We start from the raw sequence: 20,815 nt of genomic DNA, 5'->3' as shown, positions 1-20,815 counted from the left end.
TCTTTAGTTTAGAACTTGTTATACTCGTTATAGGTGTGCAATGATTTGAGTGTTTCTTCGTAAAACAAAATTGCCGAGATCAAGTTCGTTTTATCTGAGTATGGTAAAATTTTCTTTTGAAATTCTATAGTACTATCAAAATAGTCATTAGAAGCTTCAATATTGTCTTCTAAAGCTTTCCTGTGATCCTTAGTGTCTGGAATTCCCAATGACGTCATCGTCACCCCTGGCTTAGTTGCAAAAGCAATGTTTGGCAAAATTTTTACAATCACTTCGATACGTTCAACATACAACTCTAAGAGTCTTCCTTTTTGTAATTGATTAAGCTCATCGCGGTCATGATATTTTGATATGGACACTTTTCCACTGATGATGTCTTGAGGGTCTTTTTGAGCAAAGATGCTACTAGATGAGAGTGTTAAAGCGGCAATGAAGATTATAATTTTAGTTTTCATCGTTAAGGGATTTAGGGTTCAATAAGGCAAATTTATGTAATTAAACGAAAAAAACAAGCGTTTTGTCGATTTTTTTGACCGCTCACCCTAAAAAAATGAATAATCGCAATATACAATGTTGAGATTGGTATTGAGTAATCAACTCGCAATCCAATAAAACCGTACAAATAACTGCATGTAGCCTACTAAATTTGCACCAAACAAAAAGCCTCTTCAATAACTGAAGAGGCTTTAATTATAAATTCAAAATGTTTATTATCTCACTAATTGATGAGCTTTTTAGTGACTTTTACATCATTATCTAAAGTAATTACTGTAAGATAAACACCTTTAGAAAACTGGAATCCAGCTTTAAAATCGGTTGTATTCGTATCAGGAGTGTAGCTTGTTACATTTTTACCTGAAATATCATAAACCTGAATATCCTTAATACTCACATTCGATCTTACATGAAGTTCGTCTTTATTGAGGAACGCAAAAGTATCTGCTGCGGTATTATCATTTACAGAAAGATCTGGATCTACGTAGAACAGAATAAAACGATCTGCAGTAGTCCCTTCTTCCGCAGTAAAAGAATACGGTGCATTTCTTAAATCGTAATCAAGACCTAATAATGTATCTTCAAGATAAATACCTTGATTTTGACCTACAAATATATCGCCTTGTAACATATCAATACCAATAGTATAGATACCGTCTTCAGGAATATTGAAACCTAATGGCACAGTATCTTCGTTTGAAAATGGTAATGAACGCCCTTGGATATTCATCTTAGAAGTTCCTATTAAAGAAAACAAACTAAATTCTGAATTTTCTGAATACGTATCATATAATCTGTCTTTGTCATCAGTAGCATTAGGAACATAACCCACCAATGCACTAGAAGACACATTGTTTGCATCAACTAAACTTAACCACACCAATTCTTTATCTTCTTCATCCAAAGTATTGGCAACGTCTGCGTTTCTGTAGAAACTAGAGTTGTCATAAGCTTCTTCTTCGTCATCATAACGTAAGCTATTAGAAAATGTTACCGCTGATGTTTCTGGAGCAGTATCTAAAACTTGCACATAAAATCCTTGACCAGAAGCAATGTTACCTTCAAATGTATTTGGAGGTGTTGCACCTGTACCATTATATGTCACAAAATCATTACTGTAATTATGAACGACTCCTGTGTAGAATGGGTTATCAGCATTTGAAATATCTGTATCATGTGCCCATACTCTTACGTGACCTTCTATTTGTGTGTTTTCAGCAAACAACTCATCGGCACTAATTGCAGATGGATAAGGGTTACCCAATAAGTTCCAGTGACTATTTTCAACAGCCGGTTGGTTGTCACCTACAGACTTGAACACATCGACACCTATAGTTCCGTTTCTTGGCACACCTATAAAAGTAGCTGTAAATCCAGGAGCTACAAATTCAGTAGGCACTTGTACAACATAGCCTTCTCCAGCTGTCATAGTTCCAGAAGCAGCAATCCAATCGCCAGCAACGCCTTCGTCATTAGCAGCGTTAACATCCCATTGAAAGGTGTCTGTGGTATACGGATTAGTGATACCATTTACGTTAAATCCATTTACTGGAGAGGACCAGAATATAAAATCATCTTCATGCAAATCTGAAGCATCGCGCTTCACACGAACATTACCACTATTATTATTGCTAGTAACGTCTTTTGTTTGAATCAAGTTCGCATTATCTGCAATGGTTAACGTACCACCAGACTCCACTGTAACTGAGTTGTATAATTTTAAAGTAGATCCTGAAGGTATGGTCACTTGATTCCCTGCAGGAATAGTACAATCACATCCTTCTAAATCACCAGATTGGTTGTAATTTGATGAGAACACCAAACCTCTTTCTTCATCAGGTACAGATAAAATACCAGCTTCGGTATATACTGGTGGTAACTCCCATTCGGTTCCATTCCAAAATACAGGAGTTCCGCCTTGAGTTACTGTTGCAGGAACTATAACAGCTCCAAACTCATTGGTCACTTTTAATCTGTAAAGCGCTAAATCTTCTTGAGTAATACCACCTGTAAGCGTATAGCTGTTAGAAGTTGCACCTGGAATGAGCGTATTATATTTGTACCATTGATACTCTAATTCTTCATCAGGATCATCTGTTGGTCCTCCAGAAACATCTGCCGTAGCTACCAAGGTAATATCATTTGAGCTTGGTACTTGACATACATTTCTAGATACTGGAAATTGAGTAACTACTGGTGTTTTAATATCAAAAGAACCTCTATTGTAAGCTAAGAAGGCCAAATCTGCCGTTCCACCAGCTACCATATTTATGTTATTGATAGCATCTATATTATCTGGGCTAATTTCAAAATCTTCAAACTTGAAAGCTGCCATACGTAATGGACGTTCTTCACTATTTGAAAACGCTAAACTCTGAGGTGTAGCAACACCATAACTAGCACCTGATGACAAGTTATATAAATCCAATCTCCATTCTGCTAACAAAGCATCGCCATCGCTAGCGCCTTCTTGTAAAATAGTTAGTTTTAAAGGTCTTCCAACAACGTTTTCTTCAGAATCTGCATAATAGTAAATATCTGTACTTCCTGCATTTGCTATTTGTGATATCAAAAAATCTGGAATATCATCATCAATAGCTCCTAATTGTCCACCACTACTGTAGAACTGAACATCTGAAGTTTGGTTAAAGTTGGTGACACCTGTTCCTAAGTCTAAACCGTTAACACCATCAATTAATACATCATATATTGTAGCACCTGCTATTTCTGGAGATGTTACTGCAGTACCTTCGCCTACTTCTCCATCAATTAAATCGGCCATAGCGATATAATTTGCGCCTTGTGTAATACCATCAACACCATTGGTTGTATAAGCATAAAACAACTGCGTACTAAACTCAACTTCATTAGAAGTCAATAAAGCATCATCAACTCCAGTAGAATACGTAACCCCGTTATAAGTAAAGGCCAACAAATCATGTCTTGTGTTTGGCTTTAAACTTTGATTAGTAGGATCTGCCTTCCATTGTGACGATCTCCAAAAACCATTATAGGTTGTAAATATTTCGGTAATTTTAGTAACGTTACTTGTCTCACCATTCTTTAAAATCTTTGCGGTTGGAGCGATATACTCGATATCAATATCTGTATCTACGCCCGATACTAAAAGATTTGCAGTAATATCATCATTACCCGTAGTGCTAATATCAAATGACATTTCATTTGCACTTACAAACGTAAAGTTGTTCGTAGAAATACCACTAATACTCACTGAGGTCGAAGGCGTAAAGCCAGACCCTGTAACCGTTACAGTTGACTTTGTAGTGACCCTAGTTGGAAAAACGTTAGAGACTGTTTGTGCCATTAAGCTCGTTGTGGATAGCAACAGCATTACCGCAGACAACCTTTTAAGCATTAATAACTTTTGATAAGTAGTTTTTGCATTCATAATCATAAAATTTGTTCAATTAATTTCTCAGAATATCTAGTTTAATACAAGAATTTGCGCTAGTTTCAATGGGAGGGAGCACAATATTGCTAACTAAAACTTACTAAACGAAAAATTTTAGGTGTTCTGCTAGAAATTAATGTTGAAATGCATTTTTAGGACAGATCGGTCATCACGAATCCACTGAAACCTCTTCATCAAGAAGTGATTCCCAACAAAATAACTTCTCATTTTAAAAATGAAGCGACTCATGTTTCAAGTCGGAAAATCAACCGAAATACATGTCGCAGGTCTCTAATAAGAAATTGAAATGATCTCAAAAACCCTGTCCTCTTTGGCGAGTTTAAGCACAGGTTTATCCCCTACTCTTTTTCCTATAAGCAACTTTGCTATTGGCGAAATAAAGGAGAGTTTTTGCTTAGCAATATCCGCTTCATCTACTCCTACAATTTGATAATGCTGCACAGCTGAACTTTTGCCTATTTTTAGTGCCACCGTTGCGCCAAATCTAACCTCATCTTTGGGCTGATGGCTTAGCTCAATAATCTGAGCTGTAGCTATTCTATTGTTGAGGAGCTGTAATTTAGCAGTAATAAAATTAAAGCTAATGCGTTTATCCTTATCACCATCTTGAGCAATGTGTTCACGCTCGGCCATCAACTCTTCCCTTTCTAAAAGGAGTGCTTCTTTACCTTTTGCTGTTACATAATTGATCACGCCTTCAGGTAAATCTGCTCTTGGTGGCACCAATGGAATTTCCTCTTGATCATCTTCTTTTACAAATCCTCTGCTCATGTGTCTTAAATTTAAAGTTCGTTCGTTTTTCTCCCGTCATCACCATAGAACTCTATACCTTAACTGTAAACAATTTGTTAGATCAGCGCCATGACCTACATCTTAAATACGTTTGGCAATACCCGTGAAGGCATGACATGCTCTAAAGACTATTGCTTTTTGCGAAACACAAGATGCACTAGCATAATGACAATTGAAAGTAAAAGTCCAAGGGCTGATACTCCAGTCCAATCAAACCGTTCCCAAGCATATGCTCCAAGGGTTGTACCAATAGCGCCTCCTATAAAAAAGGATACCATGTAAATCGTATTCACACGGTTTCTGGCCTCAGGATTCTTAGAAAAGATCATATTTTGATTTGTGATGTGCAATGCTTGCAGACCCAAATCTACCAAAATCACGCCTATGGCTAGCCCTATTATGGAATGTCCGGAAAAAAGGAAAATTAACCAAGACACAATCAATATCATGACTGAAACGATGATAATCTTGTTCTTATCAAAACGATTGTTCAATTTACCCACAACAGTTGCTCCAATAGCTCCAAAGATTCCAAATAAACCAAAAGCTCCAGAGACACTACTGCCGTACCCAAAATTATCTTCCATCAAAAACACCAAAGTCGTCCAAAAGGCACTCAAACCGGCAAAGGCCAAAGCCCCTCGTAAGGCCGCCAATCTTAGTGATGCATCGGCTTTAAAATAATACCAAATGGACGTCATCAACTTCCCATAACTATCCTTATAATCGGGTACCAATCTTGGCAATTTCAGATGCAAAAAAACATATAAGACAAGCATCATCAACGCTGCGCCTTGATACATGATGCGCCATCCAAAATAATCGCCAACAAATCCGCTTATAATCCTACTACCAAGAATACCTATAAGCAAACCGCTCATAACAATACCTATTGCCCGACCTCTTCCTTTATCGGTGCTCAATTGGGCAGCCATAGGAACAAATAGTTGAGGAATAGCAGAGGTAAAACCAATAAAGAAACTACTAATAATCATAAGCAACAATGAACTGGAAAACGCTGTTGCGAGTAACGCCATGATCATCACTACAAAATCATATTTTAAAATCTTATGGTTAGAAATCTTATCTCCTAGCGGAATAATGAACAACAGACCAAAAGCATAGCCCAATTGCGTAGATAGGGCCACATTACTTACTGCAGCCTCTGTAACATCAAATGTTTCTGAAATGAGATGCAATAAGGGCTGATTATAGTAAAGGTTGGCGACCACCAAGCCTGCAGAAATACTCATCAGGTACAAGACCGAGTTTGATAATTGTTGTTTCAATTGTAATAGGTATGGGTTAACTATGTCTCTTCGCGTATTATTAGCCAAAGTTTATTTAAGGCCTTTGACCAACCGCAACATGTCAATTTTGCAAAATTAGTACATCCTTACTCTTTTCTATGCCCAACTTCGTTTAAATTATTGGATCCAACTTCATATGCGCTTTTATACCGAAGAATCATCTGCAGTTATTTAATTACTTTGAACTTAAATTGTTTAAATGTCAGAATTTCAAACGAATAGATCACACCTCTCGAATAGCCTTATTTGACAATAAAATCAATAAATTTACAGCAGGTTTACAATGTTACTTTTTAATTGAAATTAAAAGAACTTTTATCCCTTGCCTTTATAAAAACAATACCTGCTTCATTTAAAAATGAAGTATTAAACAGCAATCCATGTCAAAATTATTCACGCCCATCACCATAAAAGAGATCACTTTTAAAAATAGAATTGTACAATCCCCCATGTGTATGTATTCTGCAGAAGATGGTGTTGCCTCAGACTGGCATTTTGTACATTATGGCACCCGTGCCGTTGGTGGCGCAGGCACCATTATGACTGAAGCCGCAGCCGTGAGTCCAGAAGGCAGAATTAGTTTGGGTGATTTGGGCATTTGGGATAATAAGCACATTGCTGGCTTAACGCGTATCACAAAGTTCTTAAAAGATAATGACTGTGTTGCAGGCATTCAATTAGCACATTCGGGACGTAAAGGAAGTTACGAAGTACATGGCGCAGATAGCACCTTATTACCCACCAAAGCTGAAGGCGGCTGGGAGGTTATAGCACCGTCGGCAATTCCTTTTTCCGAAGATGCTTTGGTACCCAAAGCCATGACCCTAGAAGATATCAAAATGGTTAAAGAGCAGTTTGCTTCTGCCACGAAAAGAACTGTAGAAGCTGGCTTTCAATTGTTAGAGCTTCATAGTGCCCACGGCTATTTATTTCATTCATTTCTCTCACCAATTTCTAACAAAAGAACAGATGATTACGGTGGTTCCATCGAAAACAGATCGCGTTTATTATTTGAGGTCATTGAGACGGTACAAGAGATATGGCCTTCAAATTTACCATTGGCCGTTAGAATTTCAGCAACCGATTGGGATGCCCATGGATGGACTTCAAAATCCTCACAATGGTTGGCACAACAACTCGAAAAAGCAGGTGTAGATATTATTGACGTGTCTAGCGGAGGCAGCTTGCCGAATGCAGACATCCCTGTGGGGCCAGCCTATCAACTACCATTAGCAAAAGATATAAAAGCAGTCGTACAACAGATGAAGGTGGGAACCGTTGGCATGATTACCAATGCAGCACAAGCCGAAACCATTTTAGTCAATGACGATGCCGATTTTATCTACATAGGTCGAGAACTGTTAAGAAACCCCTACCTTCCAATCCAGGCAGCACAAGAGTTACGGGCCGAAAGCAACTTTCCTAAACAATATGAGCGGGCCTTTCCAAAAAGCAAATCATAAACAACAATTTCCTTGAGATCATGTCTCCATATTGAAGTGCAATTGGACTAAATATTTAAAGGTTTTAGGTCGCTTTGATGGATATCTCTGATTTCTGAACTCATGTGTTTTTCATAATCAACCCAACAAACCGATAGCGCTGCTTTAACACGATTATTAAGTTAATCTTAAAAAAAACAGCATTCACCCCCTGTTACTTTAAATATTTTACCTCCTAATGATCAATACTATGGTTTTAAGAGAAGTCTATTTTTAAAAAGAAAGTTCAATAAAATGAGATAAAAGTTTATTTTTAGCTTCATCAAGGTCTTAAAATCGCTAAACAGAACCCTAAGACATTAGCACTATAATTTCATCTGAAATGAGACCTTTGATGAGGATAAAATCTTAAGAATGCATAATGAAAATGTTGATTTATTCAAGGAAGTTTTTGAAACTTACAAAGAATACTCAGGGACTGTTGTAGAGACACATATCCAAAAACTAAGGGAGCTAGATAGATTTTTACCTCCAATGCAATCTTTCTTTATCGTTACCAATACCAGTAAACAGACCTACGAGTTTGTAAGTAAAAACTTTGAATACACCTTAGGTTTAAGTGCAGAACGCATGCTTAATGAAGGAGTAACGTATTGGTTTCAAAATTTCCATCCTGATGATCTGCCAATTTGGATGCAAGTTTTAGAAGATTTTATGAAATTCACCATGCTTGAAGTTCCATTTGAAGAACGGGATCGCTTGAGCTATACTTGGAACTTCAGGGTGCGTAAGTCAGACGGCATGTACCTCAACCTCATTGAGCACTTAAACCCTACTTATTTTGATGAATCAGGCAAACCTATTATTGGTATCGCACACATTAACGTTGTTGGAGGCTCAGAGCAACGGCCCATTATTGGAACCATTAAAAAATTAAATAGTCAAAACGAATACGAGACCTTATATCACAAAAACTACTCCCAAAAACTACTTTCCGATAGTTTGACCAACAGAGAACAGGACGTCACCAGACTCATAGCGCTTAACAATACGAGCAAACAAATAGGAGAAAAATTGTTTATCAGTCCGCGCACGGTGGACGTTCATCGCAGAAAAATATTAAAAAAATTAGATATGGATTCTACGCAAGAATTGGTTCAGTATTGCCTTATCAATCAGTTTTTTTAGTGACTTCTCTACAAAAAATCTTTGAATTTCGGGTTTTTTATAATTGAAGAACTAACCAAACTGCTCCTCTCATTTTCTTATAGCACGTATATGTCCCTATTCAAGTGCATTTATATCTTTTGACAAAGTCTTTTGAATGTTACTAAATTCTTGAGTGTTAACTTTGCCTTTAAATAAAACTACTTGAAACATATGTCAAATAAAAAACGCCCTCAAATACTTATAACTGGAGCCACTGGTCAAGTTGGAGGAAAAACTATAGAAAATCTAATTTCCAATACATCCATAGAAATAATAGCTGCCGTCCGTACTCAGGAAAAAGCAAAACCCTTTAGCGACAGAGGTATTAAAACAGTGCTACTTGATTTTGATGATGCCAGCACACATCTCCCCGCTTTCGAAGGAATTGATCGTATCTTCATGGTAACAGGATACACGGTTGACATGTTACAACAAAGCAAAGTGATGTTAGACAATGCTAAAAAGGCAGGAGTCCATCATATTGTGCATTTAGGGGCTTGTGGACCCGATGATGCCACAGTTGGTCATTGGGTATGGCATCAATTAGTGGAACGATATGTGGAGTGGCATGGCTTTTCTTTCACACATTTACGTCCTCAGGACTTCATGCAAAACCTCTTAAGTTATGGCAGCGAAAAAGGCACCAATCAAGGCGTGCTGAATGCCTATGTGGCTAACGCTCGTCTAAGTTGGGTAGATGTTGATGATGTGGCACAAGTGGCCGCATTGGCTTTAATCCATCCCGAATTACATGCAGGCAAAACCTATCGTCTGAGTTATGATGCTAAAACTTTTGACGAAATTGCCCAACTCATGACCGATATTGTTGGAAAGCCTTTCAAATATGAACCCCTTTCTCCTGAAATATTTCTTCAAAAAATGAAAGATGCAGGAGCCGAAATGGCTTACATGCATTGTGTCTATGAACATTGGAAAATGCACGCCAACGGAACTATTCCTCGGGCTAGTGAGACATTTGATAACTTTTATGATATTACGGGAAAACAACCCACAACATGGGTAGACTTTATTAAAAAACACAAGGCACAATTAGAGTACTAAGGCAATTACCACGCTTGTAATCTATTGTTACATGAAATGCTCTTCAAAAAAAAAGCCCTACAGATGCTCAATTGGTAGAAATTGATGACATCAACTAGGGCTTCTTAATGTGCGAAAAATCGAAAAAATGATTGTTTTATGATTGATATGGGTTCAACATAACCTCAAAATAGCGCAACATATTAAATTTTAATAAAAACATGATGTCTGAGCGGTTTCGTATTTAAATCTCACAAAAAAATCGCTTATATTGTAACATAAAACTACAACTAATGACCAAAGAACATACACATTTTACTAAATATAGGCGCATTGGCCAATATACAGTAGCCCTAGCCATAGTCCTTATGGTCGCTATAGCTTGCAAGGCAAAAGATTCTTCAGGGGAGTATGTACCACTAAAAGAATCTCAAAGAAAAGATAGTCTCGCATCAATCACCGCTTTCAAAAAAGTATATGCTGTATTGATGCATCCAAGGTGTATGAACTGCCATCCTTCAGGCGATATTCCGTTACAGGGCGATGAGAGTCGCATTCACACCATGCTACCGCAACGCGGACCTGATGGAAAAGGTGTGGCCACAATGAAATGTGCTACCTGCCACGCCAGTCAAGGTGTTCCCGGAGCACACACGCCTCCTGGAAACCCTAGTTGGCATTTACCTCCTGCCGATATGAAAATGGTATTTCAAGGCAAATCAACGCGTGAGCTCGCTTTGCAATTGGTCAATCCAGAAACAAATGGTCACAAAGACATGAAAGCACTTAGAGAACACGCCGAAGACACCTTAGTGAAAAGTGGCTGGAATATGGGCGGCAACCGTCAACCACCACCAATATCTTATGAGGAATTTAAAGAAGTTTGGTACGCTTGGATTGATAATGGAGCATATGCTCCATCCGAATAAATAGGGAAACACGTAATTAATAAAAAAACGACTAGTATGGCACTATATAATATCAATGTAAACGGAGAATCACACCAAGTAGATGTAGATCCAGACACGCCTATTTTATGGGTTTTAAGAGATAATTTAAGGTTATTGGGCACCAAATATGGATGTGGTATTGCCCACTGTGGCGTTTGCACTGTGCACTTAGATGGCGATGCCATTCGCTCTTGTGCTTATCCTATTAGTGCAATTGATAACAAAAAAATAGTCACCATTGAAGGACTTTCTGAAGCTGGTGACCATCCCGTACAAAAAGCTTGGATAGCGCACGATGTGCCTCAGTGTGGCTATTGCCAAGCAGGTCAAATCATGACAGCTGCATCGCTATTGGCGCAAAATTCAAATCCGTCAGATGATGAGATTAGACGTGCCATGAACGGCAACTTGTGCAGATGTGCCACCTATACCAGAATTAACCGTGCGATTAAAACCGCAGCAAAAGACATGTAACCATGACAAAAGTAAAAACACATTTAAATAGACGCTCATTTCTAAAAATTGGTGCCGCTGGAGGTGCAGGATTGATGCTACAATTTAGCTGGTTTTCTAGCCTTGCCATGGAACATCCAAAACTGGAAGGCGCCTATGATCTCAATGGCTATATAAAAATTGCCACAGATGGCACGGTGACCATAGCCTCACCTAACCCAGAAATTGGTCAAAACGTAAAGACCTCCATGCCCATGATTGTGGCTGAAGAGCTAGATGTCAATTGGGAAAATGTTGTAGTTGTTCAAGCACCCTTAAATACCGATATTTTTACACGCCAATTGGCAGGCGGGAGCCAATCTATAAGACAAAGTTGGGAGCCACTGCGCATGGCAGGTGCCACTGCAAGACACATGTTAGTGAAGGCTGCAGCCGATGCTTGGGGCGTTCCCGCATCTGAAATAAGTGTTAATTCTGGCGTTATTTCCCATAAAATCTCAGGTAAAACTGCAGGATTTGGAGAGATGGCTTCTGCGGCTTCCAAGGTAAAGGTGCCAAAAGAAGTAGAGGTCAAAAATATTAAAGATTTCAAAATCATTAGGCATGCTACCAAAAATGTAGATGGCCCAGCAATAGTTACTGGTAAAGCCGTTTTTGGATTGGATGTTTACGGCGAAAATATGGCCTTCGCCACCATAGTGCAACCGCCTGCTTTCGGACTGAAACTGGATTCTTTTGATGCTTCCGAAGCGCTTTCTATGCCCGGAATTGATGATGTGTTTACCATTAAGGTCTACCCAGATGATTTTGAACGAAATTCGTTTGATGTGAGTGCATTTCCAGAACTGATCGTCATTACTGGCGATTCCACTTGGAGAATTTTAAAAGCAAAAAAAACCATCAAAGCAAATTGGGTTCCTTTTGATAGCTACTCTTTTGACGTCAAAGGTTGGGATGGCAATAACAGTAAAGAAAAAGTACCTGCGGGTAAAGAAAATACAGCGGACCATTATGCGCAGATGATCCAAAAAAGTAAGGAAACTGCTAAAGTTGAACGCAAAGACGGTAATCCAGAAAAAGCATTTGCCAACGCAGCAAAAACGATTGAACGTACTTACACGGCGCCCTATTTAGCGCATAGTCCGTTAGAGCCTTTAAACTTTTATGCCAATGTTACGGCAGACAAAGCAGAACTTATTGGCCCAATTCAAACGCCCGAGTTCATGGAGAAATCAGTGTCTCAGCGATTAGGCTTGCCTTTAGACAAAATTGACATCCAGATGACGCGCATTGGTGGCGGATTTGGACGAAAATTATACGGCCACTATCTGGTAGAAGCAGCCATTATCTCTCAAAAAATAAACAGACCGGTAAAATTGATGTACACGCGTGAAGATGATATGACTTTTGGAGCATATCGCCCTACGTATCATGCGACCTATCGTGCTGCATTAGATGACAACAACAACCTCATTGCCTTTCATGTAAAAACAGGTGGTATTCCAGAAAGTCCGTTGTTCGCCAATCGTTTTCCTGCAGGTACTGTAGACCACTATTTAGCGGAATCTTGGTCTATTGAAAGCAACGTGACCACAGCAGCTTTCCGGGCACCGAGATCAAACTTTATGGGTGCCGTTGAACAAGCTTTTTTAGATGAAGTTGCAGAACTGGCCGGCAAAGATCCTATTGATTTTAGACTGGAGTTATTTGACAGAGCCATCAAAAAGCCTGTTGGTAAAAATAACGACTACGATGCAAAACGCTATGCTGGCGTGTTAGAGTTGGTTAGAGAAAAGTCTAACTGGGGTAATTCCACCTCTGGCTTAAGCCGTGGTGTCGCTGCCTATTATTGCCACAATAGTTATGTTGCCAATGTGGTAGATCTTAAAATGGTAGACGGTAAACCTATTATTGAAAAAGTATATTGTGGGGTAGATTGTGGGATCGTGGTCAACCCTATAGGCGCTGCCAATATGATTGAAGGTGGTAGTGTTGACGGGATCGGTCATGCCCTTTACAGCATCTTAACGCTGAAGGATGGCGTACCTGAACAGAATAATTTTAATGATTATCATTTAATTCGCCATAATGATGCGCCTCGTGATGTTGAAGTTCACTTTGTGGAAAGTGACGTGCACCCAACCGGATTGGGAGAACCGCCATTTGCTCCGGCGATTGGAGCTTTGACCAATGCCCTTTACAAAGAAACGGGCAAACGCTATTACCACCAGCCTTATATGGTGGATATTGAAAGTATGTATCTTCAAGAAAAAGAAAGTGTTCAAATTTGATATGAGAACGCTTGGCTTTTAGGCTTAAGACTTGAAACTTGAGATTACATCTTTAAAATGTTACCCTTTACATGACTCACGAATTTAAACAGCTTCTAGAAGTTGCCTATGCCTGGCAAAACACAGAAATCCCATCGGTGTTGGCAACTGTGGTGGCTTTAGAAGGTTCTTCGTACCGAAGACCAGGCGTGCGAATGCTCATTAGTGCATCGGGCGCTATGGAAGGTGCTGTAAGTGGCGGCTGTGTAGAAAAGGAAGTGCTCCGGCAATCGGAGTCTGTTTTTAAAACTGGCCACTCCAAAGTTATGACGTATGACGGCCGATTTCGTTTGGGTTGCGAAGGGATTTTATACATTTTGCTCGAACCTATTCAAATTTCTGAAACCTTATTTCAGAGCCTTCAAGATTGTTTTCAAAAGCGACAACGCTTTACGGCAACTTCTTATTTTGAGTCTGAATTTATAGAAAATAACGCCTTCGGTACATTGATCAACATTGATGGTAAGGTATTTACGCTGCATCCTTCAATGACTGTTCCTGAAGAACAATCAGGGCTTCAAACCTTTCATCAGGACTTTCAACCCATTTTTCAACTCTATATTTTTGGAGCTGAACACGATGCCGTACAGCTTTGCCAATTGGCATCCCATATTGGTTGGGAGGTACATATCATCGCAGCTCCTGATGAGCAAAAAACCATAGCCTATTTTAAGGGTGCTACCAGCCTATCCACGCCTATCATGGAGGCTATAGACGTCTCCAATATTGGGAAACATTCCGCAGTGGTATTAATGTCACACAGTTTCAATAAAGATGTACAATACCTCTTGGCGCTTAAAGATACCAAGCCCGCTTATTTAGGACTTCTAGGCCCCAGTAAACGCAGGGAACGCTTGTTTTCGGAACTTCTCAATTTTGCTCCTCATACGCCTTACGAGTTTTTCGAACGTATGCACGGCCCTACTGGTTTGAACATTGGTGCCGAAAGCGCTTCGGAAATCGCACTCTCAATTGTTGCTGAAATATTAAGCGTGATTAGAGATGCAGAATTGATGCCTTTACGAGAAAAATCAGGAAAGATTCATGACTAACATTCATGCGCTCTTAATTGCTGCTGGAAAATCCGAAAGAATGGGCGCCCCCAAACAGGTATTGCCTTGGGGAACCACAACCTTGATTGCACATCAAATCGACATCCTTCAACAGGCCCAATTATCGGTTTCTGTAGTGTTAGGTGCCCATGCTGAAAACATTAAAAATGCCATAGCCCATTTGAATGTGCAGCTCATTTTTAATGAGGATTGGGAACAGGGCATGGGCACATCAATCGCCTGCGGCGTAAAGGCGATTCATTTAAGTAACACGCTAATAAATGGCATTCTTGTTGCCTTGGTAGACCAACCTTTGATTTCAGTAGCACATTTCCGAAGCATCATCACACATTTTGAAACTGGAAAGCAACACATCATCGTGTCAAAATCTCATGCAGGCATAACGGGACCACCGGTTTTATTTGATTCTGAATATCTTGAGGAACTGAAAACGTTACAGGGTGATGAAGGCGCCAAGCCCATCATCAAAAAGCATAGCGCACATGTGGTTTTTATACCTGCTGAAAGTCCTTTGGAAGACATGGACACTCCAGAAGCCTACCAACGTATGTTGAAGCGTGCTAACCTCCAATCCTGATCATACTTCTATTTTCGGTGTGTTCTTTAGGGTCTTCAAATTGCTCTGGAGTTGATAGTCCACCACGCATCGCAAACTTTCCGAAGACCGCTTTTTGAATGATGGGTGTGATATCTTTACCCGCTCTCAATGGTGTAAGCAAATCGCTTTCGGTGGCCGAAAACAAACAGTTTTTCAATTGGCCATTGGCGGTTAACCGAATTCTGTTGCAAGTATCGCAAAAGGGGTTGGTAACGGTGCCGATAATGCCGAAAGTTCCCAAATGTCCCACGATTTTGAAATTTTTAGTGGTGTCATGTGGCGCATCTTGTAAACGTATGATGGCATCGTCATCAAAATGCTGATGCACCTTCGCCAACACGTCGTTATAGGAAACGGTTTTCTCTCGATTCCATTGGTTCCCATCAAAAGGCATGAATTCTATAAATCTCACGGTGACCGGATGCGTCTTGGTAAAGTTGATAAACTCTACAATTTCATCATCATTCACCCCTTTCATCAATACTACGTTGATCTTTACATGAAATCCTTCGGCTATCAACCTAAAGATATTGTCATACACCCGCTGAAAATAGTCACGGAAAGTGACCTTTTTAAATTTCTCAGCATCCAACGTATCCAAGCTCAAGTTGATGGTCTTCACCTGGTGTTTTTTAAGCAAATCAATATAGCGATCAATCGTAATACCGTTGGTGGTAATGGACATGCTTACTGGTAGCGTCCCTAACTGTTCTAAAATCTGCGGAAAATCCTTCCGAAGTAAAGGTTCTCCGCCTGTAAACCGGATTTTGTTGACCCCTGCTTCTACAAACAATTTTGAGATTTCAAAAATCTCCTTAGCATTCATCAAATGGTCTTTGGGCAATAAAGGCACACCTTCTTGGGGCATGCAATACGAACACCTCAAATTACAGCGTTCGGTAAGTGAGATGCGCAAATAGGTATGCTTTCTGCCAAAACTATCGGTTAATATATCGTGTTTGCTACTCATTTAATGTTTTGCGCCTTTTATAATGTCGAATACGTGCAATACTGCTGGAAAAATAGCCTGAATCGATTCTTTAGCTCCTTTGGTAGAACCTGGTACGGCAATGACCAAACTGTTGCCAATGAGCCCGGCCACACTTCGGGATAACATCGCAAATTGGGTTCTATTTTGTCCGTAACTGCGAATCGCCTCTTCAATACCAGGAATACGGGTATCCAACAGCGGTTCAATAGCTTCAGGCGTATGATCTCGGGGAGACAACCCCGTCCCGCCAGTAAATATAATTAAGGGAATCCCGTTTTTGACCAAGGCTTTGGTTTTGTTTTGAATGCCTTCTTTGTCATCTGGGATCACGTCGTAATCAGAAATAGACACCTTATAGGTTTCCAAAAGTGCTATAATGGCTTTGCCTGATTGGTCTGTATTGTTGCCTTCGGAAATGGAATCTGAACAGACCACCACGGCCGCTTGAATAGGGGTTTCGGGCGTTTTCTTATCCGACTTCCCTCCTGTTTTTGACAGCAATTTAATGTGGTGAATTTCTACGCCCTTGTCAATGGGTTTCAACATATCATACATATTCAACGCCACAATGCTGGCGCCGTGCATGGCCTCTACCTCAACACCCGTTTTATAAATGGTTTTTACCGTGACGTTTACCCGTATATCCAAACCGTTAATCTCATAAGCGATGTTGGCATATTCTATGGGCAACGGATGGCAGTCTGGAAGTAATTCTGGTGTTTTTTTAATACCCAACAACCCCGCAGCACGACTCATTTCAAATACATTTCCTTTTGGAACGAGTCCTTGTTCTATTGCAGCTATCGTGTTGTTGTGGCTCACGCGAACTATGGCTTGAGCCGTGGCGACACGAAGGGTATTGCTTTTATGTGTGATATCTACCATGGCTTATTTATTGATTGACTTTCCATTGGTGAGTATCGTCTTCAAACAGCTCTTTTCCGAAGATGGGAAGTTGCGCCTTAATGGCATCTACCAAATACGGAAGGGCCTCAAATACCGACTTGCGATGTGCGCCAGACACGAAAACAAACAAGCAGAGCTCCCCCGTTTTTACCGTGCCTATGCTGTGGTAAATGTGCATGCAGCTTAACTCAAATTTTTCAAAAACGGCTTCACGGATGTCGTTGCAAACGGCATTTGCCATCTCTTCTTGGGCTGTAAACTCTATAGCCGTAACCTTGCGCCCATCAATAACATCTGCTCGCACTTGCCCCAAGAAAATATCATGGGCACCAATTCCTGTTTTAGATTGATGTGCCGCAATGGAGTCTGCAATTTTGGATGGCGAAATAGCACCTTCTACAAAAATATGTTTTATGTTGTCTTTTTTCATCTGTGTTCATTTAACCACTGTTGCAGTTGGGGAGCGCCCTCCTTTAAACTGAAACAATTCTGTATGCCTTTTTCTATCGCCAATTGCGTCGCTTTTTGACTTCGCATGCCCGACTGACAGAAAAAAAGTTTTACTCTGTGGTCATTAGGGATCTCAAGCGAGCTTTCAATTCTGCTCAACGGGATGTTTAACAGGTTCTCGGCATGAATTACTGGCGTCTCTTCAAGTTCCCGAACATCTATCCAAAGTACGTTATGATCGTCTTCAATAGCCTCTAATGACCTACTGGCTGTAAAGATACAATCGTCTGTTGCAACCGCTTTGGGTTTAGCGCTATTTTTTATGGTTTTGGTAAGCGCCTCATTCTTTGAAAAGCTGAAAAGCCGTTGTTGGTAATTGAGTGTATTTATATACAAAACGGTCCCGCTTAAGACCTCCCCAATGCCCAAAACCATCTTAAGCACTTCATTGGCTTGCAGCATCCCAATGATACCGGGTACAATCCCTAACACCCCAATATCATTACAATTGGGGACTTCACCTGCAGCAGGAGGATTGGGATAAAGACAGCGGTAACTGGGTCCATCTTTATAATTGAATACAGACACTTGTCCTTCAAATTTATACAGGGCGCCAAACACCATGGGCTTGCCCAAAATCAAACAGGCATCATTGATCAAATAGCGGGTTACAAAATTATCGGTACCATCTACAACCACATCATAGGCTTTAATCAACTCCAAACAATTATCTGCTGTTAATGCTGTGGTAAGCGCCTTAACCGTTATCTCAGGATTTAAGGCGGTGAGTTTTTGTTGTGCCAAGAGCGCCTTAGGCATTCCAACATCTGCTTTTTGATAGAGGATTTGCCGATGCAAATTAGAAAGAGATACCACATCATGATCTACAATACCAAGCGTACCGATACCACAAGTGGTCAAATATTGTAAGATTGGGCATCCCAAACCGCCAGCACCAACCACCAATACCTTAGCGTTGCTCAATTTCTGTTGTCCAGAAAGGCCCACTTCGTCCAATTGTATCTGTCTTATATAACGCTTGTTCATTAGCCACCTGAAAATGGAGGAAAAATATCCAGTGTTCGTGTTTGAATGTGCGCCTCGTTTGCCAAGACGCTATTGTTTTCGGCAATTTGATAGGTGCTATTTTTCAACGATGGGTAGCGCTGTTCTAAAGCGGATTTCACGCCTTTTACAGACGCTTCTGCAATGGAAAGCTCTTCCGAAGTCATTCCTGTCAACTCCGTTAATTTACCAAAATAAGTTACTGTAATCTTCATTCTAAAAAAATAATAATTTAAGGGATGCTGTGGTCAATACAAAGGCTGAAAAATACTCTAAAAATGTGTTGTTCCACTTTCTGCTTCCCAGATAACTGCCACCCATACCGCCAATAACGGCAATAATCACCATGAGCCCAGACAGTGGTACCAACGTCACGCCACTACTAAACTGCCCCAATAACCCTGCCGCAGAATTGACCCAGATAAATAAGGCCGAAACGGCTGCCGCCTCTTTCATATTGCCCCAGTGCAACAGTAAGATGAGCGGGGTTAAGATGATGCCGCCACCAATACCAATAAGCCCTGAAAAAAAGCCGACGGCCAGCCCAAATAATAAGGCCTGAACGGTTTTAACTTCGGAAATTTTACGCTCATCGGTTGCGCCTTTCCATAGCATTCTTACAATGGCAAACAGCAATAAAACGCCCAATATTTTTTTGTACACCATGGGCTCTAGACTCATCGTGCCTCCTAAAAAAGCTGCAGGCACCGAGCCAATAGCAAAGGGAATAAACAGATTCTTTTTAAAATGTCCTGCCCTGTAATAGTGGTAAAAAGATATGCCCGCTACAAAGAGATTGAGCAGCAAGGCCGTTTGCTTCATAATCTCATTGGGAAAGCTAAACAGTGCCATCAATGCCAAATAACCACTCGCTCCGCCATGCCCCACACTCGCATAGAGAAAGGAAATGACGGGTAAAATCATTAAAAACAGAATCAACGCATTGGTATCTATCAGCATGCTTGTGATAACATTAGACGCCAGAAGGCATTAATACGGTGGTGACCAAATGGCCTTTTTTAACGCTCTTACAATCTGATGGGATATACACCAAAGCATCGGCACGGGCAAAACTCAATAACATGGCAGAATTCTGTTGGTTTAAAATTTCGACTTCGGCACCTTTTAATTTGGCCTTTAAAAACAAAGCCCTCCCAAAGGGGTTTTCAAAATCTTCGGAAATAGGAAATTGAATACGGGTCAATCCCACGGTTTGATTGCCCGTAATGCTATCGATGAGTGCATACACATACACATACAAACAGGTCAATGTGGCGGCAGGGTTGCCCGGTAAGGCAAATACGTATTTAGAATCGGTAGTACCAAAATACAAGGGTTTACCGGGTTTTTGGAGCACTTTATGAAACACTTGATGAACGCCAAGATTATGGAGCGCAGTGCCCACAAAATCATAATCCCCAACCGAAATACCGCCAGAAATCAACACAATGTCTGAAGTATCCAAGGCCTGTTTAATAGCGTCTTCAGTATCTTTCAAATTGTCTTTTACGGTGATCACGGCTTCTGTGGCAATGCCTTTTTGTTGTAAAGCAGACACCATTACTTGGCTGTTGCTCTCATAGATTTGCCCCGGTTGCAAGGGCGTGCCTACCGAAACCAATTCGTTGCCCGTAACAATCACCGACACCTTGGGTTGTTTGTAAACGCTTATGGTTTTTAAACCAAAACTTTTAAGAACGCCTACTGCGGAAGGATTAAGCGTTTCGCCTTTGGTTAAAGAACGGGTACCCTCTGCAATCTGTTCGCCAATGTTACGAATGTGCTGCCCTTCTTTTGGTGAATCTTTAAGATCGATCGTGTTGCCATTTGCGGTGACATGTTCTTGCATCACGACGGCATTGGCTGTGTCTGGAAGTTGTGCCCCAGTAAACACTCTAAGGGCTTCCCCAGGCTGCAAGACTTGAGTTGCGGTATCGCCAGTTTTGATTTCGCCAATGACCTTGTAGGTTTGGGACTGCCCAACACAAAGCGCATAGCCATCCATAATGGACTGCTTAAAGGGCGGCAATGATAAAGGCGCCATAATGTCTTGAGACAAGGTTCTGCCCAAAGCGTCATTGGTTGCTATCACCTCTGAGGCCTGCAAACGCGTTGCATGTTTATGGATGCACTCTAGTGCGGTTTCTACAGATATCATCATTGGTAAAGAGTTTCTTAAAGATCAAAAAGCGATCTCTACAAAAATACAAAGCCCTAGCTTAAAAACCTTAAATAGATGAGCAGATCGAATTCTTGCTTATGGAAAGCTTTTGGTCT

At 40.4% G+C, this 20,815-nt stretch carries 19 protein-coding genes; 8 read left to right on the top strand and 11 right to left on the bottom strand.

What is annotated here, in order from left to right; genetic code table 11:
• Positions 1-8: 8 nt before the first annotated feature.
• The 4 genes from P176_RS0114060 to P176_RS0114045 form a co-directional block, all read right to left on the bottom strand.
• The gene (locus tag P176_RS0114060; protein WP_026755300.1) at positions 9-455 is read right to left on the bottom strand and encodes a hypothetical protein; all 447 of its coding nucleotides are present in this window, start codon (positions 453-455) and stop codon (positions 9-11) included.
• Between the two features lie 263 nt (positions 456-718).
• Positions 719-3,904, bottom strand: coding sequence for a T9SS type A sorting domain-containing protein (locus P176_RS0114055; protein WP_026755299.1), 3,186 nt, complete (start codon positions 3,902-3,904; stop codon positions 719-721).
• Positions 3,905-4,198: 294 nt separating this feature from the next.
• On the bottom strand, positions 4,199-4,699 hold the full coding sequence (locus P176_RS0114050; protein WP_026755298.1) for a GreA/GreB family elongation factor: 501 nt from the start codon (positions 4,697-4,699) through the stop codon (positions 4,199-4,201).
• 149 nt (positions 4,700-4,848) lie between these two features.
• Positions 4,849-6,009, bottom strand: coding sequence for an MFS transporter (locus tag P176_RS0114045; RefSeq protein WP_026755297.1), 1,161 nt, complete (start codon positions 6,007-6,009; stop codon positions 4,849-4,851).
• 401 nt (positions 6,010-6,410) lie between these two features.
• Here P176_RS0114045 and P176_RS0114040 point away from each other — a divergent pair, with 401 nt between their 5' ends.
• The 8 genes from P176_RS0114040 to P176_RS0114000 all read left to right on the top strand — a co-directional run bounded on the left by P176_RS0114040 (position 6,411) and on the right by P176_RS0114000 (position 15,105).
• Entirely contained in the window at positions 6,411-7,493 is a 1,083-nt protein-coding gene (locus P176_RS0114040) for an NADH:flavin oxidoreductase/NADH oxidase (RefSeq protein ID WP_026755296.1), read from the top strand.
• A 393-nt stretch (positions 7,494-7,886) separates the two neighbouring features.
• Complete coding sequence (locus P176_RS0114035) at positions 7,887-8,660, top strand: LuxR C-terminal-related transcriptional regulator (protein WP_026755295.1); 774 nt, start codon at positions 7,887-7,889, stop codon at positions 8,658-8,660.
• Positions 8,661-8,852: 192 nt separating this feature from the next.
• On the top strand, positions 8,853-9,743 hold the full coding sequence (locus P176_RS0114025; RefSeq protein WP_026755294.1) for an SDR family oxidoreductase: 891 nt from the start codon (positions 8,853-8,855) through the stop codon (positions 9,741-9,743).
• Between the two features lie 272 nt (positions 9,744-10,015).
• Complete coding sequence (locus P176_RS0114020) at positions 10,016-10,651, top strand: hypothetical protein (RefSeq protein ID WP_026755293.1); 636 nt, start codon at positions 10,016-10,018, stop codon at positions 10,649-10,651.
• Positions 10,652-10,687: 36 nt separating this feature from the next.
• A complete protein-coding gene (locus tag P176_RS0114015) occupies positions 10,688-11,146 on the top strand; it encodes a (2Fe-2S)-binding protein (RefSeq protein ID WP_026755292.1) in 459 nt (152 codons plus the stop codon).
• Between the two features lie 2 nt (positions 11,147-11,148).
• Positions 11,149-13,416, top strand: a complete 2,268-nt coding sequence (locus P176_RS0114010; RefSeq protein ID WP_026755291.1) for a molybdopterin cofactor-binding domain-containing protein — start codon at positions 11,149-11,151, stop codon at positions 13,414-13,416.
• Between the two features lie 71 nt (positions 13,417-13,487).
• On the top strand, positions 13,488-14,507 hold the full coding sequence (locus P176_RS0114005; RefSeq protein ID WP_026755290.1) for an XdhC family protein: 1,020 nt from the start codon (positions 13,488-13,490) through the stop codon (positions 14,505-14,507).
• Positions 14,500-15,105, top strand: a complete 606-nt coding sequence (locus P176_RS0114000) for an NTP transferase domain-containing protein (protein WP_026755289.1) — start codon at positions 14,500-14,502, stop codon at positions 15,103-15,105. The genes P176_RS0114005 and P176_RS0114000 overlap by 8 nt, the downstream gene beginning before the upstream one ends.
• Here the strand turns inward: P176_RS0114000 and moaA are convergent.
• From moaA to glp, 7 genes are read right to left on the bottom strand one after another with little or no spacing between them, the layout of a single operon-like run.
• On the bottom strand, positions 15,089-16,096 hold the full coding sequence (gene moaA / locus P176_RS0113995) for a GTP 3',8-cyclase MoaA (protein WP_026755288.1): 1,008 nt from the start codon (positions 16,094-16,096) through the stop codon (positions 15,089-15,091). The genes P176_RS0114000 and moaA overlap by 17 nt on opposite strands.
• On the bottom strand, positions 16,097-17,002 hold the full coding sequence (gene moaCB, locus P176_RS0113990) for a bifunctional molybdenum cofactor biosynthesis protein MoaC/MoaB (protein ID WP_026755287.1): 906 nt from the start codon (positions 17,000-17,002) through the stop codon (positions 16,097-16,099).
• Positions 17,003-17,009: 7 nt separating this feature from the next.
• Positions 17,010-17,453, bottom strand: a complete 444-nt coding sequence (locus P176_RS0113985; RefSeq protein WP_026755286.1) for a molybdenum cofactor biosynthesis protein MoaE — start codon at positions 17,451-17,453, stop codon at positions 17,010-17,012.
• The gene (locus tag P176_RS19525) at positions 17,450-18,520 is read right to left on the bottom strand and encodes a HesA/MoeB/ThiF family protein (RefSeq protein WP_037348952.1); all 1,071 of its coding nucleotides are present in this window, start codon (positions 18,518-18,520) and stop codon (positions 17,450-17,452) included. Before P176_RS19525 ends, P176_RS0113985 begins: the two co-directional genes overlap by 4 nt.
• Positions 18,520-18,753, bottom strand: a complete 234-nt coding sequence (locus P176_RS0113975; protein ID WP_026755285.1) for a MoaD/ThiS family protein — start codon at positions 18,751-18,753, stop codon at positions 18,520-18,522. The genes P176_RS19525 and P176_RS0113975 overlap by 1 nt, the downstream gene beginning before the upstream one ends.
• 1 nt (position 18,754) lies before the next feature.
• Positions 18,755-19,498 carry a sulfite exporter TauE/SafE family protein gene (locus P176_RS0113970; protein WP_026755284.1) on the bottom strand — a complete coding sequence of 248 codons (744 nt, stop codon included), beginning with the start codon at positions 19,496-19,498 and terminating at the stop codon, positions 18,755-18,757.
• A 13-nt stretch (positions 19,499-19,511) separates the two neighbouring features.
• The gene (gene glp / locus P176_RS0113965; protein WP_197022171.1) at positions 19,512-20,699 is read right to left on the bottom strand and encodes a gephyrin-like molybdotransferase Glp; all 1,188 of its coding nucleotides are present in this window, start codon (positions 20,697-20,699) and stop codon (positions 19,512-19,514) included.
• Positions 20,700-20,815 lie beyond the last annotated feature (116 nt).

The sequence above is a fragment of the Sediminibacter sp. Hel_I_10 genome (assembly GCF_000688335.1).
GTDB lineage: Bacteria > Bacteroidota > Bacteroidia > Flavobacteriales > Flavobacteriaceae > Psychroserpens.
The sequence above is the reverse complement of the archived record's forward strand: the minus strand, read 5'-3'. Positions and strand labels throughout refer to the sequence as shown.